Raw genomic sequence first — 23,051 nt, 5'->3', positions numbered from 1 at the left:
TACCTTTAGTGATGTGACTGATTCGACTAATAACGCACATTTCACGTCCGAAGAACGCGCACGCCACCTTCTGGAGCGCCTCAGCGGTACCGGTGCCGATTCCGTATCCATTCCCGGTACCCGTGTGACTAGCCGTTCCTTCGCTGAGATGACCACCCTGCGCATCGGCGCCGCGCCCGCCGGGGTTGTCGAATGCTCTTCGGCGGAGGCTGTCGCCCAGGTCGTCTCTTTTTTGGACGCCCACACGCAGCCGCTGCTCATCGTCGGCGGCGGATCGAACCTCGTGGTCGGCGAGGGGGATGAAGTATCCCAGCTGGTCGTGGTGCTGATGAGTGCCGGCGGTGGGGAAGGTGGCGTCGATAAAAAGGGCGCCGCAGAGAAGAGCGCCGAAGGCGACGTGATGATCGATCGCGAGACCGGAGTGGTACGGGCCTTTGCGGGGGTTGAGTGGGACCAGTTGGTGGCCGCGACAGTTGAGGCGGGGCTCGGCGGGCTGGAGTGCCTCAGCGGGATCCCCGGTTCCGTGGGCGCCACGCCCGTGCAAAATGTCGGAGCGTACGGCGCGGAGGTTGCGCAGGTGCTGCGGCGCGTGCAGCTATATGACCGCACGCGCGGGGAGCTCGAGTGGGTTGATCCGTCTGCCCTCGACCTGGGGTATCGCTACTCGAACCTGAAGTTCACCTCGCGAGCTGTGGTGACGGCCGTGGAGTTCCAGCTGACCACCGACGGTTTGAGTGTGCCGCTGCGCTTCGGAGAGCTGGCTCGGCGCTTAGGCGTGGATGCGGACGAGGCCGCTGCCGGGGAGATCCGCCGGCCCGCTACGGACGTGCGTCAGGCCGTGCTGGAACTGCGTGCGGGTAAGGGCATGGTTTTGGATTCGGCGGACCACGATACGTGGTCGGCGGGGTCCTTCTTTACGAACCCGATTGTCACCGGCGAGGAGGCGCGCGACGCGGTGGTGGCTGCTGTGCGTGAGAAGTGCGGAGATGCCGAGGCGGAGTCGATGCCCCTGTACTCGGTGAAGTCCAGCGGCGGCGACGCTTCGGGCGGTGGTGCCGGTGCGAGCGTGGGCGAGCCGCAGTACAAGTTCTCTGCAGCGTGGCTGATCGAGCGCGCCGGGTTTGCAAAGGGCTGGCATGTGCCGGGAAACGAACGCGCCTCCCTGTCCACCAAGCACACTCTGGCCCTGACCAACCGTGGCTCCGCGACCAGCGCGGATGTGGTGGAACTGGCGCGCGCCGTGCGCACCGGGGTGCGGGAGGCCTTTGGAGTAGTGCTGGAGCCGGAGCCGATCTGGGTCGGCGTGAGCATCGACTAGCTGAGGCTAGCTGAGACCAGCTTGGACCAGCTGAGGCTAGCTGGGGCTAGGCGACCGGCTCGAAATCCACTTTGTCGCGGACACCGCAGTCCGGGCAGAACCAGTCATCCGGCACCTCGGACCACGAGGTGCCGGGGTCGAAGCCCTCGGCGGCATCGCCTACAGCCTCATCGAATCGATAGTCACAGACGGGGCACTGGAAAACGGACATGGGGAAACTCCTTTGCTTGCACTGAAGTGGTTGAGGTGGGGGGCTAGGGGCGTCACTTAGAAGCAGCCTTGGCCGCGCGGTTTTTGTCGGTGAACTTGCGTTGTTTAGGGCGAGGGATCTCGTACGTCGATGGTTGACCGGGGCCCCGCCACAAGCCGGCGATGCCGGGGATCAGGAAGAAAAGGCTGATCAATAGCGGCCAAGGCACGACGTTGCTCAAAGCGGGGACGCCAAACAATCCCAAGACCGCGAGCAGTAGGAAGAAAGCACCGACCGCCGTGCCAGCGCCACTGAGCAGGTAGTGAGTGGTTGGGTTGGGTGGGTTGATGGTGCTTCCGGTTGGGGCGGTCGTGCTCATCGCTGCCACCTCGCAGCCAGCTTCTCTTCCTTGCCAGGCAGGACGTTCGCCTTGGAGACGTCGTAGTTGTAGTGCTTCATCAGGCGGCTATCCATGACCTTGAACCACAGCGGCGGAATCGAAGCCATGGCGATCATCGTCGCGTAGCCGGCTGGCAGCTCCGGAGCTTTCACGTCCGAGCGCAGCGACTGGTAGCGGCGCGTCGGATTCGCGTGGTGATCCGAGTGGCGCTGAAGCTGGTAGAGGAAAATATTGGTGGTCAGATTGTCGGAGTTCCAGGAGTGCTCCGGGGTGCAGCGCTCGTAGCGGCCATCCGGCTGCATCTGCCGCAACAGGCCGTAGTGCTCTAGGTAGTTCACGAACTCCAGCAAGGCGATGCCCAGCACGGCCTGGATTAGCATCCACGGCAGAATGTAGATGCCGAAGGCGATGAACAGCCCGCCCCAGACCAGCACGGTGACCAGCCAAGCGTTCAGCACCTCATTGCTGAGGTGGAATTGGGACTTGCCCTTGCGCGCCAGACGCTTCTTCTCGATGTTCCAGGCGCGTGGGATCTGGTGAGGGATGGATCGGACCAGGTAGGTGTAGACGTTCTCGCCCATGCGGGAGCTCACCGGATCCTCCGGGGTGGCGACCTTAACGTGGTGACCCTTGTTGTGCTCGATGTAGAAGTGCCCGTAGGCGGGGACAGCCAGGGTGATCTTGCCCATCCAACGCTCGAAGCTGCCCTTCTTGTGGCCTAGTTCGTGGGCAGCGACGATACCGATGCCGGAGCTCATGCCCATAGACCAGGCAAGGCCCAGGCGGTCGATCATCAACAGGTCCGAGCTGGTCCATAGGTAGCAGCAGGCAATGAGGCTGGCCAGCATGATGGGGAAGTAGAGGTACGTCACCACTCGGTAGTACTTGGTTTCTTCCAGCCAGGGGACGAACTCTTCCGGCACGTTCTCGCCATCGCGGCCGAGGATCACGTCCGCCAGTGGGATCAGGATAAACACGGCAATGGGGCCGGCCCACCAGGTGACATGGATCAGCAGGTCGGGGCCGTTGATGGCTTTGAGCCAGGAGGCAACGCCCCACACGATCAGTGGAATGGCCGCCGGAACGAGGCTGAAAGTCCAGGCGTACTTCTTGGAGTCTTTCCAACCGGGTGGGCGCTTGGCTGGAGCCGTACCGGGAGAGGTGCTAGCGCCGTTGGCTGTGTGCGCTGGGTTTTGCGTGGTTGTCATCGTCGACTCACCTGCATTCCTGTGCATATCGATGGTGTGGGGTTGGTATTCAGTTGGTATCTAGTTGGCGTGCGAGTCGTGCACGTATGGCCCACGAATGGTGCGTGGATGGGCCCGGATGGCGCCCGGATGGCGGAGCGCTCTGCCTCGCACATGTGACACAGAATACCATATGGTTTTCACAACAATATGAAATTAGGGCTTTGGAGGTAGTTGGAGGAGGGGTTCCGGGAGGGGTGGAATGTGGAAATGTCGTTAGAACAGGAATCTGTAAATGGAAACGCAAGGTTCCAAAACAGCGCAACGCTCTAACCTGCGACTTTATGCAGGTGAAAATAGTTTCCTTTAACGCATTCCCGTTCTAGCGACATTCGGCGCTTAGGGAGCCAAGAAAGCAGAAACCCGAGCCCGGCGTATTCGCCGAACTCGGGAAGAGCTAGAAGAGGGGAAGCGTCCGCCTACAGCATCGTCATGATCAGGTCCTTAACCTCACGGCGGCGGATCTTGCCGATCAGATCAGCCGGCATCTCGTCGACGACGAAGAAGCGGCGGGGAACCTTGTAGCGGGTCAGACCTTCGCGAGCCCACTCCCGGATGGCTTCCTTGTCGAAGTCAGCCTCGCTGACACCGTCCGCCAGAACAACTGCGGCGACAACCTCTTCCGAGCCGTCGTCCTGCGGCAGGCCAACCACGCCGGCCTTCTGGATCTGCTCGTGCTCCTCCAGGAACTCCTCCACCTCGGCGGGGTAAACGTTAAACCCGCCGGTGATGATCATTTCCTTAATGCGGGAGACGATCTTGATGAAGCCGTCCGGCTCCATCACAGCCATGTCACCAGTGCAGAACCAATCCTCGTGGAACGGCTGATCCTCATCCGGGATGTTGATGTACCCGTGGAAAACCTGGCGGCCGCGGGCCAGTAGTTCACCCGGCTCGCCGTCCGGCATGGTCTTGCTGAAGTCGTTCGGGTCGGCCACGCGCATTTCCGTATCCGGGAACGGGATGCCGATGTAGCCTGCGCGGCGCTCCGAGGTAACGGGGTTGGCTACGAGGATCGGGCCGGATTCGGTCAGGCCGTAGCCCTCCACGATCTTGCCGCCGGTCTTCTTCTCCCACTCCAGGGTGGTGTGCACCGGCAGCGGCGCTGCGCCGGACAGGGCGTTGGCGATTCCGCGCAGGTCCAGGTTGTGCTCTTCGGCGGCGGCCAGGATCTTGTCGTACAGGGTCGGTACGCCCGGCATGTAGGTGGGGGTTTCGCGCTTAAGCTGGTCCACGATCAGCGGAATCTCCGGCTTCGGCAGTAGTAGCAGCTTGCCGCCGGTGGATACGGCCAACGCGGCGGTCAGGGTCAGGCCGTAAATATGGAACAGTGGCAAGGCGGCTAGGAACTTCTCCTGGCCACGCTCGCCGATGCCGCTGATCCAGGACAGTCCCTGGACGACGTTGGACATGACGTTGCCGTGCGTCAGCTGCGCGCCCTTGGGCTTACCGGTCGTGCCGGAAGTGAAGAGGATAAACGCAGGGGAGTCCTGTGTCGTCTCCGGGGAGTTTTCGATGTCCGATCCGTCGCCACCAAACTTGGCGCTCTGCAGCTGGGAGAACGGGATGGTGCCCGGTGCCTCACCGTGCAGCTGGTCGCGCTTTTCCTTGATCGACTTGATCGGCAGCTTCAGAGCCAGACGCTTCACCAGCGGCATCGCGTCGATCATGTTCACACTGACGATCTTCTCCAGCGGCGTGGTGCGTGAAAGCTCCTGGAACATCGGGGCGATCTTGTCCCAGACCACCGCAACCTTCGCGCCGTGGTCCTTGCAGGGGCCTTCCAGCTCGCGGGCGGTGTACAGAGGGTTGTGCTCTGCCACTACGGCGCCCAGCTTGTGGGCGGCGAAGATCGTAATCAGGTGCTGCGGGCAGTTCGGCAGGGTTACTGCCACGCGGTCGCCGGGGCGCACGCCCAGCTCGCGCAGGCCAGCGGCCACGCTCTTGACCTGCTTAAGGAAATCTCCGTAAGTCATCGTCTGGCCGAAGAAGTCCAGGATGTCGGCGCTCGAGTGTTCGGCGACAGTACGGTCGAGAAGCTTAGCCATGGTGTCGTCTTGGTACTCCAGGCTGTGCGGAGTCCACTCCGCGTAGTACTTCAGGTAAGGCTTGTCCTTCCAGGCCGTTCCCTCTGGGCGCTCGGTGTCAGTCATGTAGATCCCTTAGGTCTAAAGAAACAGTCTTCAAAACGTGATGCACGTTACTTTGGCACCCTATCTAACTTTCTCGTTTTCTTTGGTGGAATTAAGCAATTTTTTGTGGACGCCACCTACCCCCAGCCCCGCTCTAATCTGGCTAAGCTTGGGCGGTATGCGCGTCGCTATGATCTCCATGCACACTTCTCCCCTCGAGCAGCCCGGCACGGGGGATGCCGGCGGGATGAACGTGTACGTCAAAAACATTGCTGAGCAGCTGGAACGTAGGGGCGTCATCGTCGATGTATTTACCCGGGCGACCCGCCCGTTACAGGGCGAGGTAGTCAACGTCCGCCCGGGGCTAAGGGTGATCAACTGTGTGGCTGGGCCGTATGAGGGGCTGTCGAAGGAGGAGTTGCCCACGCAGCTGGCGGCGTTTACGGGCTCTATCCTGGCTTTCTGTCGAGAGGAAGGGGTGAGTTACGACCTGATCCACTCGCACTATTGGCTCTCCGGGCAGGTTGGGTGGCTGCTGCGCGATCTCTGGCAGGTTCCTTGGGTGCACACGGCCCACACGCTGGCGGCGGTGAAGAACAACTCCCTGGCCGATGGCGATTCGCGCGAGCCGGAATCGCGCCGCATCTGCGAACAACAGATCGTGGACAATGCGGATCTGCTGATCGTAAACACGGACCAGGAGGTGCAGGATCTTATTGAGGGTTATGACGCCACCACGTGCGCGATCAGAGTCGTCCCACCGGGGGCAGACGTCGATCGCTTCACGCCTGGATCGGATCGTGCGACCGAGCGTTCCCGCCGTGAACTAGGCATTCCCTTCCGGACGAAGGTCATTGGGTTTGTCGGCCGGTTGCAGCGGTTGAAGGGACCGCAGGTGCTGCTGCGAGCAGTGGCCGAGCTGTTAGACCGGCACCCCCAACAGCAGCTGGCTGTGGTGATTTGCGGCGGGTCCTCCGGAGCGGGCGGTAACGAGCTGGAGCGGCTGCAGCTGCTGGCCGAGGAGCTGGGAATTAGCCGTTGCGTGCGCTTCCTGGCCCCGCGCCCACCCGAGGAACTGGTGGGCGTGTACCGGGCGGCAGACATTGTGGCAGTGCCCAGCTACAACGAGTCCTTCGGGTTGGTGGCGCTGGAGGCGCAGGCGTGCGGCACGCCTGTCGTGGCTACGCGCACCGGCGGCCTGCCGATCGCGGTGGATGGTGGGAAGTCCGGCCTGCTGGTGGACGGCCACGATCCGAGCGACTGGGCCGATGCGCTGGGCAAGCTGGTGTTGGACGATGATCTGCGCATCGCGATGGGGGAATATGCTCCCAGCCATGCAGCCAAGTTCTCCTGGCAGGCTTCCGCGGAGGCGCTGCACAAGCTGTACGAGGAGCTGCCACCCGCTGGTCACCGTGGGGAGCGTCAGCCGGCCGGGTAAAAACGGAGATAATCCAAGGTGACTGCGCCGGGGCGGGTGGAAATGTAGTTTGGGGCATATGGATCGCACACGGATTTGTGAACTTCTGGACGAAGCGGAAGTCGAGTACACCCTCCCCGAGGGGCCGGCCGGAGACGGCGACACCGTCGTAGTCGTCTTGCCGGGGGAGAAGCGGCTGAAAACGAACTGCCTTTTTATTCCGCAGGATGGCATGTTCCGAGTGGAAGCCTTTGTTTGCCGCGCGGTGGAGGAAGGCCAGGAAGAGGTCTACAAGTTGCTGTTGCACGCCAACCGCCGCAGCTTCGGAGTGCACTACACACTGGACCGGAACAACGACATCTACCTGGTCGGCCAGTTCTCGGATAACACCACCAGCGAGGACATTCAGCGGATCCTGGGGCAGGTCCTGGAGCGGGCGGATGCCGACTTCAATCGCATCCTCGAACGTGGCTTCGCCTCCTCCATCCGCCACGAGTGGGCATGGCGCCTGTCCCGTGGCGAACCGACTATGAACCTCGCGGCCTTCACGCACCTCAAGCCCTCCGAGCAGGAGGTCCAGTTATTGGCGCCGCCACCGGGCTCCAAGTTGGCGTCCGAAGCAAAGAGTCCGAGCACCCCCGACCTGGACGGGACTAGCGACGGCACGGAGCGCGGCGGTGCTGACGGCGACGTGCAACAAGAATCGGAAGTAGATTCAGAAGAATAGGCGGTACCGCCGAATTCAGAGGCATGCCGACGCACATCATGGCAGAATTGGGGGTATGAGCGAGCAAAACAACTCCCACGGAAATCTGATTCTGCTGCGTCACGGCCAGAGTGAATGGAATGCCTCCAACCAGTTCACCGGCTGGGTAGACGTGCGACTGACTGAGAAGGGCCGCGCGGAGGCAGTCCGCGGCGGCGAGATGATCAAGGAGGCCGGCCTGGAGCCGACCATCCTGTACACCTCCCTGCTGCGTCGCGCCATCACCACCGCCAACATCGCCCTCGATGCGGCGGATCGCCACTGGATCCCCGTCGTGCGCGACTGGCGCCTGAACGAGCGCCACTACGGCGCTCTGCAGGGGCTGAACAAGGCAGAGACCAAGGACAAATACGGCGAAGAGCAGTTCATGGCATGGCGCCGTTCCTACGACACTCCGCCACCGGCCATCGACGCTGACAACGAGTACGCGCAGACCAACGACCCGCGCTACGCCGACCTGTCCGAGATTCCAGCCACCGAGTGCCTGCTGGACGTCGTGAAGCGCTTCATCCCCTACTACGAGGAAGAGATTGAGCCGCGCGTGAAGAACGGCGAGACCGTCCTGGTCGCCGCGCACGGCAACTCCCTGCGTGCGCTGGTTAAGCACCTGGACAAGATCTCTGACGAAGACATTGCGGGCCTGAACATCCCAACCGGCATCCCGCTGGTCTACAACATCGACGCAGACGGCAAGGTTCTGAACCCAGGTGGCGACTACCTGGACCCGGAGGCAGCCGCCGCGGGTGCCGCAGCAGTCGCTGCACAGGGCCAGGCTAAGTAAGAGCCGGGCTAAGTTTTAGCCTTGGGATTTTTGCCTTGGGACTTTTAACCTCAGGGGTTGCCCTCGGGCTGCTCTTTGGGCTGATTGTCGGTGTGTGCCTGGGCGCATTCGGCATGTGGGCCTACCGCAAGCGAGTGAAGGCTCAGCGCAACACTCACACCCAAAGAGAGCTTGAGGGCAATCGCGTTTCCACGGTGGCGCAAGTTCTGCACTTCGCTATCCAGTCTTCGCCTGACGCGGTGGCGGTTGTGGATCGCAAACGCAACGTGGTGCTTTCCAACCCACGTGCCCACGAGTTGGGATTGGTGCACGAGCGGAACCTCAACGCCGAAGCGTGGAAGATGGTGGAGCGGGTTTTCGCCGACCAGGAGCCACGTGAGCTGAACTTCCTGCCCCCGCCGCGGCGCAGCAACCGTCCGGTCATTGCCGTGGCCGGGCAGGTTCAGCTGCTCTCTCTCGCGGATGACCGCTTCGCAGTGGTTTACGCCACCGACGATTCCGAATCCGTGCGCATGGAATCCGCCCGCCGAGACTTCGTGGCCAACGTCTCCCACGAGCTCAAAACACCGGTTGGGGCGATCTCGCTGCTGGTGGAGACGCTCATGTCGGTCCGCGACGACGAGGAAGCCGTGGAATACTTCGGCTCGAAGTTGATCGTCGAAGTGCGTCGCATGAACCAGATGATTACCGAGCTGATCAGCCTGTCGAAGCTGCAGGGGGCGGAATCGCTGCCGGACTTAGAGGTTTTGAGCATCGACAAGGTTATCGAGGACGCGATTGATCGCTGCCGCCTGGCAGCCGAAGCACGCAACATTGACCTGGTGAAGGACGGGCGCTCCGGGGCGATGGTGAAGGGCGATAAGGGGCTCCTTGTTACGAGCGTCGCCAACCTGCTGACCAACGCAATCAACTATTCGCCGGAAGGCTCGCCCGTATCCATTTCTCGCGAAGCAGACGGCGATAACGTCATCATTCGCGTAACGGACCGAGGCATCGGCATCTCCCAGGATGATCAGAAACGCGTGTTCGAGAGGTTCTTCCGCGTGGATAAGGCTCGCTCGCGCGACACAGGCGGCACGGGCCTGGGGTTGGCCATCGTGAAGCATGTGATGGCCAACCACGGTGGCACTGTTTCCCTGTGGTCCCGCCTAGGGACGGGCTCCACCTTTACTTTGGAGCTCCCACGCTTCCAGGAGGGTAAGGCTAAGGAGCTGCCGAGCGGAGAGATTCCGGTTATTCCGGATGCGCGGCGCTTGGATGTCGCGCAGGCCACAGAAGGCACAACTGGTCCATTGGGTACAGAAGGTAGAGAGTCAGACATAGAGAACAAATAATGACCTTTGGGTTATCTTCCGGTAATCCCCCAGTGAACTGGGTGTCTTGAGGGTTGATACTCCCTAAAGCCTGCGGGCACGTTACGATAGTGGCGGATAGTTTCTGTAGCTTTAAAAATTTTTCTTTGAAAGGTTATTGAGCAGCTGTGACGAGCGTTTTGATTGTCGAAGACGAGCAGTCTTTGGCGGAACCTCTGGCATTTTTGCTGAAAAAAGAAGGTTTCGAGGTTTTCATGGCCCCGGACGGTCCCACTGCGCTAGATACCTTCGCTGCGGAAGACATCGACATTATCCTGTTGGATCTGATGCTGCCCGGCATGTCCGGGACTGAGGTATGCCGCCAGCTGCGCCAGACCTCCAGCGTGCCGGTGATTATGGTGACGGCTCGCGACAGCGAGATCGACAAGGTCGTGGGTCTCGAGCTCGGTGCCGACGACTATGTGACCAAGCCCTACTTCGCCCGCGAGCTGATCGCCCGCATCCGCGCCGTTCTGCGCCGTGGCGGCGAGGTTGAGGTCGAGGCTCCCGACGACGACGGCCTGGTGTTGCAGGAGGATCGCGTGATGATGGACGTGGAGCGCCATATCGTCACCGTCGACGGGCAGAAGGTTCCAATGCCGCTGAAGGAGTTCGACTTGCTCGAGTACCTCATGCGCAACAGCGGCCGCGTGCTGACCCGCGGCCAGCTGATCGATCGCGTGTGGGGCGCCGATTATGTCGGAGATACCAAGACCCTGGACGTGCACATTAAGCGCCTGCGTTCCAAGATCGAGCGCAACCCCTCCCGACCGGAGATCCTGGTGACGGTCCGTGGCCTGGGATATAAGTTCGAGGCCTAACTCCGCCTAAATCCCGCGCCGCCGTGCTTCGGCCGTCGCCGGGTGGATCGACAGCAGCGGGAACCCACTCGGGGAGACTTTTGCTAGTTTTTCCCGCTCCTCGCAGTGCGCGGCCAGTACCTCGTACGCTTCTTCGCCGATCAGCTCCGTCAGCTCCTCGCGCCCGGTGCGCCACAGTGCCTCCCCGCCCGCGTGGCAGTTTGGGTCGGAGGAACAATACCAATCAAAGTCTTCGCCGCCGTCACCCCACCCGCGGCGGTTGTATTCGGTAACGGTTGTGCGCAGCATTTCCACCCCGTCGGGGCGAGTCTCCCAGTCCTCAAGACGTCGTAGCGGCACCTGCCAGCACACTTCGGGCTTCGCGGCAGTCAGCTCTACGTCGTTGCGTAGTGCCCAGGCGTGCAGCGCACAGCCGCGCCCCGCAGGAAACCCTTCGCGGTTAGCGAAGATGCACGCCCCGTTTGTTGTGACGGTCTTTAACGCGGGTTCCATTTCGCCCTCGTCGTTTTCTAGCTCGTCCCATTCCAGCCACGGCTCGATGTCGTCGCCGCTTTTTTCTTGTGGACGCCCCTTCGCCTCCCATTCATCCATTTCCGCGGGGCGGTTCTGCCAGTCTTCCGCTGTGAGCTTTTCCGCGACATTCCGCAGGGTCGCACGGTCGTCTTCGTCGGTGAGAAATGCGCCGTGGGTGCAACAGCCGACGTCCGGATTCTCGGCGTCAATACCCAAACAGGCTTCGGTGCCGAACCGGCAGCGGTACGTGGACAGCAACCACGTGAGATCCACCTGGATGATGTGCTCGGAATCTGCGGGGTCGATGAACTCCAGCCATTCGCGAGGGTGGTCGGCAGCCATTTCGTGGCCCGCGCGGATAGATAGGTCAGCGGGTGTGCCTTCCGGATAGCCGGTGGCTAGCTCGTTGTTTGGGGTGCCCGATTCAATCTCCGCAGACGTTTCATTCACGTGTTCCACCGTAGACGCATTAGGCTGGGGTGCGTGCGATTAGGTGTGCTTGACGTAGGAAGCAATACGGTTCATCTGGTGGTCGTCGATGCACAGCGCGGCGGACCGCCGACTCCAATGAGCAATTGGAAGACTCCGATGCGCTTGGTGGAATACCTTGACAAGAAGGGCGCCATCAATGAAAAGGGGCAGGAGAAGCTGCTCAACGGGGTGGCGTTGGCCAAGGAGATGTCGGAGCAATTCCGCTGCGAGGCCATGCTGCCTTTCGCTACCTCCGCGCTGCGCTCGGCTGAGAATTCCGAGAAGGTGCTGGGCAAGGTAGAAAAAGAAACCGGCGTGCGCCTGCGGATCCTATCGGGGGATGAGGAAGCGCGGTTGACGTTCCTTGCAGTACGGCGCTGGTATGGCTGGTCCGCCGGGCGCATCTGCGACCTGGATATTGGCGGCGGTTCGCTGGAAATGTCTATCGGTACAGATGAGGATCCGGACGTCGCGTGCAGTGTGAACCTGGGTGCCGGACGCTTGACCCGCGAGTGGTTCGATACGGACCCGCCGTCGAGAAAGAAAGTGAAAGAGCTGGGGGAGTTCATCGACGAAGAGCTGAACGATCCGGTGGAGAAGCTGCTGGATTCCGGTGATATTGACCTGGCTGTGGGAACCTCCAAGACCTTTAGGATGTTGGCGCGCTTGACCGGCGCGGCGCCTTCCTCTGCTGGTCCGCGAGTAAAACGCACTTTGACTCAGGCCGGTCTGCGCCAGCTGATCGCGTTTATCTCCCGCATGACCGCCGCCGACCGAGCGGAGTTAGAGGGCGTGAGTGCGGAACGCTCGCACCAGATTGTTGCTGGTGCGCTGGTTGCTGAGGCGGCGATGCGCAAGTTGGATATTAATGTTCTGCACATGTGCCCTTGGGCTCTGCGTGAAGGCGTGATCTTCCGCCAGCTCGACCACAATCCGAATCTAACCTAAGTAATGCCTGTTGCTTCCGCATATAAATGGCGGAGTAAAGTAGTGTGTTTGAAGACATATGTTTAAAGTGACGCTTGAGGGCAGATGAGGCTGCGCCGCAAGTGATCAAGTGATGGGATCAATGGATGAGTGAGAAGCTGACAGTCGCCGAACTTCTCGCCCGTAACGGGCGCGAACCAGGTTCTGCCGACACTGGCCGGCGTCGACGCCGTCACCGCAACTTGGAAAAGGGCGGCGTTTCCGTTGCCGAGCTGACGGGTTCCATTCCAGTAGTCCAGACCGAGGACGATGACACTGCGGATAAGTCTGCGGTTAAGGATGCAGATAAGCCGGCAGAGAAGGCCGCTCCGAAGGTCGCTGCCAAGGACGATGTTGCGGCGCAGCCCGAGAAGCAGGAGACGCCGGGCAAGAAGCCCCAGCAGGATCAGCGTTCCGTAAGCCGCACCCCGGAGCGTCCGGAGGAAAAGACCGGCCAGCTTGCTGCTGCCAAGGACACTCAGGATGTCCAGGACGCCCAGAATGCCCAGAGCATCAAGGGTGCTGAGGCTGAAAAGCCGACCTTCGGTGAGGTCGCACGCGGCAAGGTGGCCGACAAGCCGAAGGCGGAGCCGGAGGCTAAGTCAGAGGTCAAGCCAGAGGCTAAGAAGGCAACCAAGCAAGTCAAGCCGATCAAGCCTGCCGAAAAGCCTGGCAAGGCTGAAAAGGCCGAGAAGCCCGGCAAGGCCGGGGCTACCGCGGCTGCGGTAGCGGGCGGAGCAGGAGCAGCCGGCGCCGCTGGGGTTGCTAAGTCTACTGAGGCGGACGCTGCTGACAAGGTGGGCGTCAAGACCAATGCGAAGCAGGCAAAGGCAGAAGCTAGGTCGGATTCGCAGGTCACCAGTGACGAGCGCGCACAGTTCGCGCAGCTTGAGGAATCGCTCGAGGACGGCGAAGTTGTCGAATACGAAGACGATACGATCTCCTGGCCCATGATGGCCCTGCAGGCGATCCTGGCAATCGCCGTGGGCGTGGGAGTGTTCTTCGGCTTCAGCCTGGTGTGGGCCAAGGCTCCGGCGGTTCTGGCGTTGGTGCTGGCCATCGCTGTGACGCTGCTGCTGGTCGGACTGGTGCACGCGCTGCTGCGCCACCGCGACAAGCTGCTGATGATTCTCGCCGCCGTCGTTGGTTTGGTGCTGACGATCGGGCCGCGACTAATTCAGGGGCTGTAAAAGCCTCATATGCCGTGGGCGGGCGCTGGTTGGGGAACCAGCGCCCTTCGTGGATTGAAGGGGGAACTAACGAAACTTGGGGAACTAGTCGGGGAACTAAAAGGGCGGGGTAGCAGGAAGCCGGCAATCCTGGCACGCTGGTTTATATGACTCAAATTGGAATTATTGGCGGAGGAAACATCGGCGAAGCACTGCTCGCCGGAATTGTTGCGGATACCGAAGGTGCCGCAGACGCAAAGAAGATCATCGTCGCGGACCCGTCGCAGGAGCGTCTGGACGAACTCAAGGATAAGTACGGTATGGTCACCGCCCGCGAGGGGCGCGAAGCCGCTGAAGGCACCGACATCCTATTCATTTGCGTGAAGCCCAACATCGTTCCCATCGTGTTGGACGAGGTGGCCGAGGTGCTGGACAGCAACTCCCAGGACACGATCGTGGTTTCCTTGGCGGCAGGCGTGACTATCAACACCATGGAGTCCGCGTTGCCTGCGGGCACCACCGTTGTGCGCACCATGCCGAACACCCCGATGTTGGTTGGCAAGGGTGCGATTGGCATCGCCGGTGGCCGCTTTGCCGAAGAGGATCAGCTGAATACGGTGCAGGACATCATGTCCAAGGTCGGCGAGGCTGTCATTGTTAAGGAAAAGGAGCTGGACGCAGTCACGGCTGTTTCTGGTTCCGGTCCGGCATACATCTTCCTGGTTGTGGAAGCGATGATCGAGTCTGCTGTGCAGCTGGGGCTAGCCCGCCCGCTGGCGGAGAAGCTGGCTATCGCTAACGTGCAGGGCGCCGCCACCATGATGTCCCAAAACCTTGCAGAGGGCGGAGATACGCCTTCTGTGCTGCGCACTAAGGTCACCAGCCCTGGAGGAACCACTGCGGCGGCGCTGCGCGAACTGGAGGAGTCTGGCATCCGCGGAGCATTCTTCCGCGCCATGGAAGCCTGCAAGAATCGCTCTGAGGAGCTGGGGGCGCCGAAGCCGGGTGCGAACGCGGCCAACGGCGATAGTTAAGCGCCCCTGTGGGCGGTGCGTAGGCGTGAGCCCCGCCCAAATGGGGTTAATTTCTCCCTCTCTCCGAGCGACCTCAGTGATCTTTTTAGACACAACGGTTTAACACAGATCACGCCTGTTCAATCCAGTCACGCTCGGTAACAGGCGTGAGCTTGTGGTACCTCGAGTTGCGTAGGCCACAAGGAGCAATCTGCTCTCAATGGTCACCCTTGTTGCACATTATTCACACGTTTCACGTTATGATGGTTCGCGAGCGATCACGTGTGAAGTCCTGCAGGAGGGGAAGCCTGCAGCGCATGAGAGCGCAAAGAAAGTGATGATCTATGGCTAACACCGAAAATGGAACATTTCTGACCGTCGCGGAGGTCGCTGACCTGATGCGTGTGTCGAAGATGACTGTTTACCGTCTCATCCACTCGGAGGAGCTGCCCGCCGTGCAGGTCGGTCGCAACTTCCGTGTTCGTGGATCCGCCGTTGAGGCATACCTCGGAGCTTCCGAGTACAACCCCGGCCAGACTGGCTAATTAGCGAGACGCAACAGTCCCCCATTTTCGGCGCTAGATGGCTTTCGTCATCCGCCCGGTGATGGGGGATTTTTGTTTCTCCAGGGTGCAGGGGGTTAAACTGTGGAACATTCGTGTCTACGGATGTGAAACAACTCTTGCGTGGCAGCCCCTTGTGGCCGCCCCTTTTAGCAGGCAGCGTGCATCCGAGGACACATCTTCTCTACCGCCGTAAAAGGTCCGGCGGTGGGGGAGCAGACCTTTAACTTGTAAGCGATAACTAACCGAGAGAAACGAGGCTCACCCCATGGGTTCTGTCATCAAGAAGCGCCGCAAGCGCATGTCCAAGAAGAAGCACCGCAAGATGCTGCGCCGGACCCGCGTTCAGCGTAGGAAGCTCGGTAAGTAGCCTTCCGCTGCCGCATATAGAAAGAAACCCACCGCAAGCGCCCTTCGAAAGGGCGTGGCACGGTGGGTTTTGCGTTCCTGGCGAGCTCTAGCCAGCCCTAGCGCTGCTTCCAAGCCCACACTCCCGCGCCGCCAGCCAAGCCCAGCAATCCAACCCCTACAGCTAGCCACGCTCCGCCGATGCGCCGGAGTGCGCGACGCATCCGCCGGTAGTCGCGGATCTCCCAGCCGCGTTCCAGCGCGGCCTTGCGTAGCTTGGAGTCCGGGTTAATCGCGACGGCCGTGCCAACGGTCGAAAGCATCGGCAGGTCGTTCACGGAATCCGAGTACGCAGTGCAGCGCTCCAGATCCAGGCCTTCGTGGTTGGCCAGGGCGATAACGGCGTGTTTTTTCTCCTCACCGTGCAGCATGTGGCCGACCATGCGCCCGGTGAAGCGGCCATCCTTTACCTCCGCCACGGTGCCAAGCGCGCCGGTAAACCCCAGTTCCTTAGCGATGATCTGCGCCAACTGCACCGGCGAGGCTGTCACTAGCCACACCTGCTGGCCAGCCTGAATGTGCATGTCAGCCAGCTCCTTGGTGTCCGGGAAGATGCGCTCCGCGATCGTCGCCGCCCAGATCTCTTGGGCCATCGCGATAACCTCGGACTCTTTGCGCCCCTTAACGAGCGCCAGCGCTTGCTCCCGGCCACTGGCAATATCGTCTGCGCTTTCCTTGCCCAGCGCCCGGAACTTCATCTGCACCCAAATGAAGCCCAGCAGCTGGCGGGCTGTAAAGAAACGCCTCTTCGCCAGGCCACGGGCGAAAAGCAGGATCGAGGCACCCTTGATCAGCGTGTTGTCCACGTCGAAAAAAGCGCCAACGCCGGCATCCTGCGGGATTGAAGGGTCAGGGTGGTCCAGGTGCCGTGGGTGCTCTGCTGACAGCCCCGCGCCCTCCAGGTTGGCCAGTCCGGTACGCAGCTGGTCGCCTTCGATCTCGTAGCTGTGCGCCAGCTGGTCCAGCTGTGTCTCGCTGAGCTCCCAGAGTGCTCGTGGGGCGCCGGTGCCGTACCCAACCTGAATGTTCTGCGCTGTGGATGTGGGGTGGCCCTGCTTCTTTGGGCGGGACGCCACCTTCTCCACAGCTGCAGGCTCAGTATCGCCTGAGCGTTCTTCGTGGCTGGGTTTTCCGAAGCGCTCCTCTCGGAACTCGCGGAGGAAGGACTGCGCGGTCAAGGAAAGCGCACGCAGGTATCCACGCCATTCGCTGCCAATATCACGCAATTCCGCCCAAAACTCCGCACGCTCGCCCACATTCCGGCTAGGAGCCGGGGTGGGGCGGTTCGACGGTTCTAGGTCAGGCGCTTCATTCACATAAACAAAGTTACCCGAAAGCGGGGAGAGTCCCCTGCTGAGAGTGCGAAGCCCAAAGCCGTGTGGCGGGTAGCATGGGCGTCCATGAGCTCTGACAGTATTTCCCCAGCCCAAGCCGCGCGAGTGCAGCTGATCAGCCGCTCGACATGCGGCTCCTGCGCCCGCGTGCATCAGCAAATCTTGCCCATCGCACAGCGCTTCGGCACGACCGTGGAAGTGATTGAGCTGGACCGTGGTGGCGTCACCAAAGAAAAAGAGGAATTGGCACAAGAATTCGGCGACCGCGTTCCCGTGGTACTCGTCGACGACGAGGAGGTCGCGTGTTGGGAAATCGACGATGACGAGCTGATCGCGGCGTTAGAGCAGAACTAGAGCCACTAGGGTGCAGAATGTGCGCCATATAGCAGCCTTCAGAACTCGTTTTGGCAACGGGGTGGGTTAAGGGCTACCGTAGACACTCGTAACTACTTGGGGGTTTAGCCCCGCGCAGCAGTTCCCCAAGTGATCCCCGCAGGAGGCATGAAGACATTATGAGTGGTAGCACCCGGACTGGTTCCGCGTCGGTGTTGCTGGTCGGATTGTCTTTCCGCTCAGCTCCGGTGACCATGTTGGAGCAGGCGACGGTCGCGGATGCGGATCTGCCGAAGATGCAGCTATCGCTTGTGGATAACGACGTGATCTCCGAGTCGCTGGTACTTTCCACCTGCAACCGCATGGAGTTCTACACGGTCGCCAACGCTTTCCACTCTGGCCTGGACCACGTGGTGGACACGATCGCCCAGTTCTCCGGGCTGCAAACCGCCGAGCTGGAGCCACACCTGTACGTGCACTACGCGGATTCCGCGGCAGAACACATGCTGAAGGTCGCCTCCGGCTTGGATTCTATGGTCATCGGTGAGCAGCAGATCATCGGCCAGCTGCGCAGCGCCTACCAGTCCGCGAACGAAACCGGCACAGTGGGGCGCACCCTGCACGACTTAACGCAGCGAGCCCTGCGGACGGGCAAGCGCGTGCACTCCGAAACCGCCATCGATTCGGCGGGCGCTTCCATGGTGTCTTTCTCTCTGGACCAGGCGCTGCGCTACATCGAGCCAGCGCGCGCTCTTTCTGCTGTTGTTGATGACGCCCCCTCGTCCCAACCTCTCGCCGGCCACCGTGCACTGATTATCGGTGCGGGGGCAATGGCATCCTTGGCTTCCACCCACCTGGGAAGGCTCGGTATCGACCATGCGACCGTAGCCAACCGCACTCTGTCGCGAGCGGAGAACCTGGTCAACCACGCACGTGAGGCAGGGGTAGATGCCTCCGCCGTGCCGCTGGACGGGGTCGCCGACTGCTTGAGTGCCGTGGACATTGTGGTTTCTGCAACCGGTGCGGTGGGCAACGTGGTCACCGAGCAGGACGTGCGCGCGGCCGTAGGGGCTGCAGGCGGCGTGGCTAGCGTTGCTGGGCGCCGTGGCACGAAGGTGATGATCGACCTGTCCATGCCTGCGGACATCGAGCATTCCGTGGCAGAGATCGACGGGGTGAAGCTCCTCAACATTGAGGAGCTCACAACCATGGCCGGTGACCGGGTGCAGGACGAGAGCCCAGCTCGCGCGATCGTAGCCGACGAGCTGCAGAACTTCTTGGAGCAACAGCGTGCGCAGTCTGTTGTGCCCACCGTCAAGGCCCTGCGGCAGAAAGCCGGGGAGGTCATGGCCGAGGAGCTAATGGCGCTGGAGCGGCTGACTCCCGACATGTCGGAGGCCGACCGCGCGGCTGTGGTCAAGTCGATGAAGCGCGTGGTGGATAAGCTGCTGCACACCCCAACTGTGCAGGCCAAGAAGCTTTCCGCCGGTGGCCAGCAGGTTAGCTACCCGGATGCGTTGGCTGCTTTGTTCAACCTGCCCAACGGGATGGTGGATTCGGTGACTCAGCCGGGGCAGGCTGACTCCAGTGCAGCCCAGACCGCGGGAACCTCTGCCCGTGCCGATCAAATTCCAAGTGCTGCCCGCGTTGGCCGGGTAGTGAGGGAGGCTTAAGACTCTTCATGTCCATTACGTCTAATAGCGCTAATAACGCTAGCAACGCCACCGCCGCACGCCAGACGGCCGATGGCGACCGCACTTTCCTGATCGGTACCCGCAGGTCCGCGCTAGCTACAACGCAGACCAGTCACGTCCGCGACGGAATGCAATCTGCGGGCTACGCTGCAGAACTGCACCTGGTGCATACACCGGGCGATGCCTCCCAGGCGGCCCAGATTCCCGTTGCACAGATCGGTGTGGGTGTGTTCACCGAAACATTGCGCAAGGCCCTGGAAGCCGGCGAGTGTGACGTGGCCGTGCACTCCTTCAAGGATCTGCCGACCGCTCCGGATCCACGTTTTCGTACCGTCGTTCCGCGCCGGGTGGATCCGCGAGAGGTGCTGGTCAGCCGGAACAATCAGCCACTGCTGGAGCTTCCGCAGGGTGCCAAGGTGGGCACGTCTGCCCCGCGCCGCGTTTCCCAGATCCGTGCGGTTCGCCCGGACCTGGAGCTGATGCCCTTGCGCGGAAACATCGATACCCGCATGGGACGCACGGAAAAGGACCTAGACGCAGTCGTTTTGGCCCGTGCGGGGCTGGAGCGCGTAGGCCAACTGGAGCGCGCCGCTGAGTCGATCGATCCGTCTACGATCATGCCCGCGCCCGCCCAGGGTGCGTTGAGTGTGGAGGTCCGAGCGGATGACGAGGCCGCCTGGCAGGCCGTTCGCCACCTGGACCACCTGCCCAGCCACATGGCCGCCGTTGCCGAGCGGGCCGTGCTTTCCACCTTGGAGGCCGGTTGCACTGCACCAGTTGCCGCGTACTCCGAGTGGGTGCAGCAGGAAGGCACTGCGGAGGGCGCCGATAAGCGCTACGTCCTGCGCGTTTTCGGTGGTGTGTTCGCCATGGACGGCTCCCGCAAGCTGGTGCGCAGTGGCGAGGCCGGCTTCGACATTCCGGAGCCGACTGCGGACGAGGGATTCCCCGCCGCCGAGGAGCCTCGCTGGCGCGAGTGCATAGCCGCGGCCAGGGCTATAGGCATCGACATAGGTAGAGCACTGCTCGAGGACGGTGCTGCCGAGTTAGTCGCCGAGGCCGATTAGCTTTTCTCATCTGGACGCCCCTCCGGGGCCCCAACCTCATACTTCACTGGCGCCGTGCATCTAGCCGCTGGGGCGGCACACGCACAGCTGCCCCAAGCAGATTTTTAAGCCCCAATTACAGACCCGACAAGTTAGAAAGTTCCACTATGACCGATTCCGGAAATGCCCAGGTAGGAGGCGCTGATTCCGCCGCAGTGGCGACAGTCGCCGACCTGGCACCCACTGGATGCGGCCGGATCCTCTTCGTGGGCGCGGGCCCCGGAAACCCGGAGCTGCTGACCATCCGCGCACGAGACATTCTGGAGACCACCGCTCATGCGTGGGTGGATCCGTCGGTATTGGAATCCGTGCAGAAAATCATCGCCACCCGCTTGCCGGTGCCGCAGGAGAAGCTGGATGCAGCTGAGGCGGAGTGGGAAGCGAAGGTGAAGGCCGCTAAGGATGCCGGTGCGCGCCGCCGTCCCCCGCGTCCAGCCCCGCCGACGGCGGCAGAGATCGTGCTGGCTGCCCCGGCAGCCGCAGACCCTGAGCTTGACTCTGAGACTGGGCCTGAGGCCGGCGGAGATACTGGCGCCGGAGCTGGCGCTGAAGCGAGCACAGAGACCTACGGCGAGCCGGTGCCGGAAGCCGTCGCACCGGATGTTCTGGCCGAGCAAATGGTCGCCTGTGCCAAGGCGGGCAACGACGTGGTCCGCCTTGTCGCCGGCAACCCGCTAAGCAACCCAGCGGTCATGAACGAATTGCAGCACGTCGCGGCAAGCCCCGTAGAATTCCAGGTCATCCCTGGCATGACCGGATCCGTGGCCGTTCCCGCCTTTACTGGCATTGGCCTCGGCCCAGATGTCACTGAGGCCGATGTGCGCGGCGGTACCGACTGGGATCAGTTGGCGGCTGCCGGGCTGCCGCTGATTCTCACTGCTGCCCCGGACGACCTGTCAACCATCGCGCAGGAGCTGAAGGCTCGCGGCATCGCCGGAGCCACCCCGGCGACCGTTACGCTGCACGGCACTACGCGTCGCCAACGCAGCTACGATGCAACCCTGGACACTCTGAAGTCCATCGCTACCCAGTCTGGTCCGGCCGCCAAGGATGGCGAGCTGCCCGATGAGCTTATCGTCACGCTCGGTTCCCAGGTGGGTAACCGTTCCAAGTACTCCTGGTGGGAAAACCGCGCCCTGTACGGCTGGACGGTGTTGGTGCCGCGCGCCAAGAATCAGGCGGGTCCCATGAGTGCCCGGCTGGCCTCTCACGGCGCGATCCCCGTGGAAGTGCCCACCATTTCCGTCGAGCCACCGCGCAGCCCCGTGCAGATGGAGCGCGCCATTAAGGGCCTGGTCGACGGCCGTTACCACTGGATCGTCTTCACCAGCGTCAATGCAGTGAAGGCCGTGTGGGAGAAGCTGGGCGAATTTGGGCTAGACGCTCGTGCCTTGGCAGGTGTGCGCGTGGCGGCGGTGGGGCCGAAGACTTCGCAGGCGGTGAAGGACCTGGGTATCACCCCGGAACTGCTGCCGAAGGATGATGCACGCAATGCCGCGGGTCTGGTGGATGTATTCCCGCCCCACGATCCGGACCTGGATCTGGTTGACCGCGTGCTGCTGCCGCGCGCCGACATCGCCACCGACGTGCTGGTCGACGGCCTGATCGAACTCGGCTGGGACGTGGAGGACGTCGTGGCCTACCGCACCGTCCGCGCCGCCCCGCCCAGCCCGGAGATCCGCGACATGATCAAGACCGGTGGCTTCGACGCAGTCTGCTTCACCAGCTCCTCGACCGTGAAGAACCTGGTGGGCATCGCGGGCAAGCCACACGCGCGCACCATCATCGCCTGCATCGGGCCGATGGCTGCACAGACCGCTCGCGAGCATGGCCTGCGCGTCGACGTCATGCCCGAGGCCGCTGGCGTGCCGGAGCTTGTGGACGCCCTCGCTGACCACGTGGCTGACCTGCGCGCTAAGGGACAGCTTCCGCCTCCGCGGAAGCGGAGGCGGCGTCGTAAAAAGTCGAACGAGAAGAAGGACACCGGGGCCTAACAAGCCCGTCCGGGCGCGGGAGTAGCATCGTTGGCATGACTTCGAACTACACCCCGTTCCGCCGTCCCCGTCGACTCCGCACGACTCCGCAGATGCGCAACTTCACTGCGGAGACGGATCTGAACCCCAACCGGCTGGTGCTGCCGATGTTTATCGCCGATGGGCTGGATGCCCCGCGGGACATCACCAGCCTGCCTGGCGTGCAGCAGCACACCGAGGATTCTCTGCTGCGCGCGGTGGAAGAAGCCGCGAACGCAGGTGTGGGATCCATCGACCTGTTCGGAGTGCCGCTGGATGAGGACAAGGATGCGACCGGTAGCCAGGCGGTAGCCGAGGATGGCATTCTCAACCGCGGCCTGCGCGCCGTCCGCGAGCGCTTCGGCGACGACATCTTGGTGATGGCCGATACCTGCCTGGACGAGTTCACAGATCATGGCCACTGCGGCGTGCTTTCCACCGATCGCTATGGTCATAAGATCGTGGACAATGATGCAACCCTGCCGCAGTACGCGAAGATGGCAGTTGCCCAAGCTGAAGCCGGTGCACACATTGTGAGCCCCTCCGGAATGATGGACGGGCAGATCCGCCACATCCGCGAGGCACTGGATGAGGCCGGCCACCAGGACGTATCGATCATGGCCTACTCCGCTAAGTACGCCTCCGCCTTCTTCGGTCCCTTCCGTGAGGCGGTGGGCTCCTCGCTACAGGGCGATCGCCGCACCTACCAGCAGGACCCCCGCAACCTGCGGGAATCCATCCTGGAAACCCAGCTGGATATCGACGAGGGCGCGGACATGGTGATGGTTAAACCCGCGATGCCGTACCTAGACGTGCTGCGCGAGGTGGCGGACATGTCTCCGGTGCCCGTGGCGGCCTACCAGGTATCCGGCGAGTACGCGATGATCTCCGCAGCTGCCCAGAACGGGTGGATTGACGAGGAAGCCGCGATTATGGAATCCATCTATGGCATCCGCCGCGCCGGGGCGGACATCATCCTGACCTACTGGGCAACCCGCGTGGCGCAGATGCTGCGGGGCTAGGCGCTTCGCGGTCCACGTGCCCA

22 protein-coding genes are annotated in these 23,051 nt (G+C 62.1%); 16 read left to right on the top strand and 6 right to left on the bottom strand.

The window, feature by feature from the left end; all coding sequences use genetic code 11:
- The first annotated feature begins 13 nt into the window (after nt 1-13).
- Nucleotides 14-1,318, top strand: a complete 1,305-nt coding sequence (locus tag CJEIK_RS10365) for a UDP-N-acetylmuramate dehydrogenase (protein ID WP_011274220.1) — start codon at nt 14-16, stop codon at nt 1,316-1,318.
- 46 nt (nt 1,319-1,364) lie between these two features.
- On the opposite strand, the gene CJEIK_RS10360 is transcribed toward CJEIK_RS10365, so the two are convergent.
- From CJEIK_RS10360 to CJEIK_RS10345, 4 genes are all read right to left on the bottom strand, one after another.
- The gene (locus CJEIK_RS10360) at nt 1,365-1,529 is read right to left on the bottom strand and encodes a rubredoxin (RefSeq protein WP_005292166.1); all 165 of its coding nucleotides are present in this window, start codon (nt 1,527-1,529) and stop codon (nt 1,365-1,367) included.
- Nucleotides 1,530-1,581: 52 nt separating this feature from the next.
- The gene (locus CJEIK_RS10355; RefSeq protein WP_005292164.1) at nt 1,582-1,887 is read right to left on the bottom strand and encodes a hypothetical protein; all 306 of its coding nucleotides are present in this window, start codon (nt 1,885-1,887) and stop codon (nt 1,582-1,584) included.
- Entirely contained in the window at nt 1,884-3,116 is a 1,233-nt protein-coding gene (locus tag CJEIK_RS10350) for an alkane 1-monooxygenase (RefSeq protein ID WP_011274219.1), read from the bottom strand. Before CJEIK_RS10350 ends, CJEIK_RS10355 begins: the two co-directional genes overlap by 4 nt.
- Nucleotides 3,117-3,574: 458 nt before the next feature.
- The gene (locus tag CJEIK_RS10345) at nt 3,575-5,308 is read right to left on the bottom strand and encodes a long-chain-fatty-acid--CoA ligase (protein WP_005292157.1); all 1,734 of its coding nucleotides are present in this window, start codon (nt 5,306-5,308) and stop codon (nt 3,575-3,577) included.
- A 157-nt stretch (nt 5,309-5,465) separates the two neighbouring features.
- Here CJEIK_RS10345 and mshA point away from each other — a divergent pair, with 157 nt between their 5' ends.
- The 5 genes from mshA (at nt 5,466) to CJEIK_RS10320 (ending at nt 10,424) form a co-directional block, all read left to right on the top strand.
- Nucleotides 5,466-6,725 carry a D-inositol-3-phosphate glycosyltransferase gene (gene mshA / locus CJEIK_RS10340; RefSeq protein WP_005292156.1) on the top strand — a complete coding sequence of 420 codons (1,260 nt, stop codon included), beginning with the start codon at nt 5,466-5,468 and terminating at the stop codon, nt 6,723-6,725.
- A gap of 58 nt (nt 6,726-6,783) precedes the next feature.
- The gene (locus CJEIK_RS10335) at nt 6,784-7,431 is read left to right on the top strand and encodes a type III secretion system chaperone family protein (protein ID WP_005292154.1); all 648 of its coding nucleotides are present in this window, start codon (nt 6,784-6,786) and stop codon (nt 7,429-7,431) included.
- 55 nt (nt 7,432-7,486) lie between these two features.
- Nucleotides 7,487-8,251, top strand: coding sequence for a phosphoglyceromutase (locus CJEIK_RS10330; protein ID WP_005292152.1), 765 nt, complete (start codon nt 7,487-7,489; stop codon nt 8,249-8,251).
- 35 nt (nt 8,252-8,286) lie between these two features.
- Complete coding sequence (locus tag CJEIK_RS10325) at nt 8,287-9,585, top strand: sensor histidine kinase (RefSeq protein ID WP_005292149.1); 1,299 nt, start codon at nt 8,287-8,289, stop codon at nt 9,583-9,585.
- Nucleotides 9,586-9,731: 146 nt separating this feature from the next.
- The gene (locus CJEIK_RS10320) at nt 9,732-10,424 is read left to right on the top strand and encodes a response regulator transcription factor (RefSeq protein WP_005292147.1); all 693 of its coding nucleotides are present in this window, start codon (nt 9,732-9,734) and stop codon (nt 10,422-10,424) included.
- 6 nt (nt 10,425-10,430) lie between these two features.
- Here the strand turns inward: CJEIK_RS10320 and CJEIK_RS10315 are convergent, their stop codons facing one another.
- Nucleotides 10,431-11,387 (bottom strand): DUF3109 family protein, encoded by a 957-nt coding sequence (locus CJEIK_RS10315; protein WP_050760798.1) that lies wholly within the window; start codon nt 11,385-11,387, stop codon nt 10,431-10,433.
- Nucleotides 11,388-11,420: 33 nt separating this feature from the next.
- Between CJEIK_RS10315 and CJEIK_RS10310 the strand changes: the two genes are divergently transcribed.
- From CJEIK_RS10310 to CJEIK_RS10290, 5 genes are all read left to right on the top strand, one after another.
- The gene (locus tag CJEIK_RS10310; RefSeq protein ID WP_034964063.1) at nt 11,421-12,356 is read left to right on the top strand and encodes a Ppx/GppA family phosphatase; all 936 of its coding nucleotides are present in this window, start codon (nt 11,421-11,423) and stop codon (nt 12,354-12,356) included.
- A 125-nt stretch (nt 12,357-12,481) separates the two neighbouring features.
- On the top strand, nt 12,482-13,564 hold the full coding sequence (locus tag CJEIK_RS10305; protein WP_005292141.1) for a DUF2157 domain-containing protein: 1,083 nt from the start codon (nt 12,482-12,484) through the stop codon (nt 13,562-13,564).
- 146 nt (nt 13,565-13,710) lie between these two features.
- Nucleotides 13,711-14,577: a pyrroline-5-carboxylate reductase gene (gene proC, locus CJEIK_RS10300; RefSeq protein WP_005292140.1), complete on the top strand. Its 867-nt coding sequence runs from the start codon at nt 13,711-13,713 to the stop codon at nt 14,575-14,577.
- 323 nt (nt 14,578-14,900) lie between these two features.
- Nucleotides 14,901-15,101, top strand: coding sequence for a helix-turn-helix domain-containing protein (locus CJEIK_RS10295; protein ID WP_005292138.1), 201 nt, complete (start codon nt 14,901-14,903; stop codon nt 15,099-15,101).
- A gap of 286 nt (nt 15,102-15,387) precedes the next feature.
- Nucleotides 15,388-15,489, top strand: coding sequence for a 30S ribosomal protein bS22 (locus CJEIK_RS10290; RefSeq protein ID WP_003855542.1), 102 nt, complete (start codon nt 15,388-15,390; stop codon nt 15,487-15,489).
- A 97-nt stretch (nt 15,490-15,586) separates the two neighbouring features.
- On the opposite strand, the gene CJEIK_RS10285 is transcribed toward CJEIK_RS10290, so the two are convergent.
- On the bottom strand, nt 15,587-16,843 hold the full coding sequence (locus CJEIK_RS10285; protein ID WP_248623838.1) for an HAD family hydrolase: 1,257 nt from the start codon (nt 16,841-16,843) through the stop codon (nt 15,587-15,589).
- Nucleotides 16,844-16,927: 84 nt separating this feature from the next.
- On the opposite strand from CJEIK_RS10285, the gene CJEIK_RS10280 reads away from it, so the two are divergent.
- From CJEIK_RS10280 to hemB, 5 genes are all read left to right on the top strand, one after another.
- Nucleotides 16,928-17,215 carry a glutaredoxin family protein gene (locus CJEIK_RS10280; RefSeq protein WP_005292135.1) on the top strand — a complete coding sequence of 96 codons (288 nt, stop codon included), beginning with the start codon at nt 16,928-16,930 and terminating at the stop codon, nt 17,213-17,215.
- A gap of 158 nt (nt 17,216-17,373) precedes the next feature.
- Nucleotides 17,374-18,867, top strand: a complete 1,494-nt coding sequence (locus CJEIK_RS10275) for a glutamyl-tRNA reductase (protein WP_034964058.1) — start codon at nt 17,374-17,376, stop codon at nt 18,865-18,867.
- A gap of 8 nt (nt 18,868-18,875) precedes the next feature.
- A complete protein-coding gene (gene hemC / locus CJEIK_RS10270; protein WP_005292132.1) occupies nt 18,876-19,955 on the top strand; it encodes a hydroxymethylbilane synthase in 1,080 nt (359 codons plus the stop codon).
- Between the two features lie 146 nt (nt 19,956-20,101).
- Nucleotides 20,102-21,988, top strand: coding sequence for a uroporphyrinogen-III synthase (locus CJEIK_RS10265; protein ID WP_005292130.1), 1,887 nt, complete (start codon nt 20,102-20,104; stop codon nt 21,986-21,988).
- A gap of 35 nt (nt 21,989-22,023) precedes the next feature.
- Nucleotides 22,024-23,028, top strand: coding sequence for a porphobilinogen synthase (hemB, locus tag CJEIK_RS10260; protein ID WP_034964055.1), 1,005 nt, complete (start codon nt 22,024-22,026; stop codon nt 23,026-23,028).
- The last annotated feature ends 23 nt before the right edge of the window (nt 23,029-23,051 follow it).

Origin of the sequence: Corynebacterium jeikeium (assembly GCF_028609885.1) — a bacterium.
Taxonomy (GTDB): Bacteria; Actinomycetota; Actinomycetes; order Mycobacteriales; family Mycobacteriaceae; genus Corynebacterium; species Corynebacterium jeikeium.
This window is presented reverse-complemented; position numbering and strand designations above follow the sequence as displayed.

Bases quoted from the DNA above. Each gene is read 5' to 3' on its own strand.
- CJEIK_RS10360 (WP_005292166.1), bottom strand. From the start codon at position 1,529: ATGTCCGTTTTCCAGTGCCCCGTCTGTGACTATCGATTCGATGAGGCT.
- CJEIK_RS10355 (WP_005292164.1), bottom strand. From the start codon at position 1,887: ATGAGCACGACCGCCCCAACCGGAAGCACCATCAACCCACCCAACCCA.
- CJEIK_RS10350 (WP_011274219.1), bottom strand. From the start codon at position 3,116: ATGACAACCACGCAAAACCCAGCGCACACAGCCAACGGCGCTAGCACC.
- CJEIK_RS10345 (WP_005292157.1), bottom strand. From the start codon at position 5,308: ATGACTGACACCGAGCGCCCAGAGGGAACGGCCTGGAAGGACAAGCCT.
- mshA (WP_005292156.1), top strand. From the start codon at position 5,466: ATGCGCGTCGCTATGATCTCCATGCACACTTCTCCCCTCGAGCAGCCC.
- CJEIK_RS10335 (WP_005292154.1), top strand. From the start codon at position 6,784: ATGGATCGCACACGGATTTGTGAACTTCTGGACGAAGCGGAAGTCGAG.
- CJEIK_RS10330 (WP_005292152.1), top strand. From the start codon at position 7,487: ATGAGCGAGCAAAACAACTCCCACGGAAATCTGATTCTGCTGCGTCAC.
- CJEIK_RS10305 (WP_005292141.1), top strand. From the start codon at position 12,482: ATGAGTGAGAAGCTGACAGTCGCCGAACTTCTCGCCCGTAACGGGCGC.
- proC (WP_005292140.1), top strand. From the start codon at position 13,711: ATGACTCAAATTGGAATTATTGGCGGAGGAAACATCGGCGAAGCACTG.
- CJEIK_RS10295 (WP_005292138.1), top strand. From the start codon at position 14,901: ATGGCTAACACCGAAAATGGAACATTTCTGACCGTCGCGGAGGTCGCT.
- CJEIK_RS10290 (WP_003855542.1), top strand. From the start codon at position 15,388: ATGGGTTCTGTCATCAAGAAGCGCCGCAAGCGCATGTCCAAGAAGAAG.
- CJEIK_RS10280 (WP_005292135.1), top strand. From the start codon at position 16,928: ATGAGCTCTGACAGTATTTCCCCAGCCCAAGCCGCGCGAGTGCAGCTG.
- CJEIK_RS10275 (WP_034964058.1), top strand. From the start codon at position 17,374: ATGAGTGGTAGCACCCGGACTGGTTCCGCGTCGGTGTTGCTGGTCGGA.
- hemC (WP_005292132.1), top strand. From the start codon at position 18,876: ATGTCCATTACGTCTAATAGCGCTAATAACGCTAGCAACGCCACCGCC.
- CJEIK_RS10265 (WP_005292130.1), top strand. From the start codon at position 20,102: ATGACCGATTCCGGAAATGCCCAGGTAGGAGGCGCTGATTCCGCCGCA.
- hemB (WP_034964055.1), top strand. From the start codon at position 22,024: ATGACTTCGAACTACACCCCGTTCCGCCGTCCCCGTCGACTCCGCACG.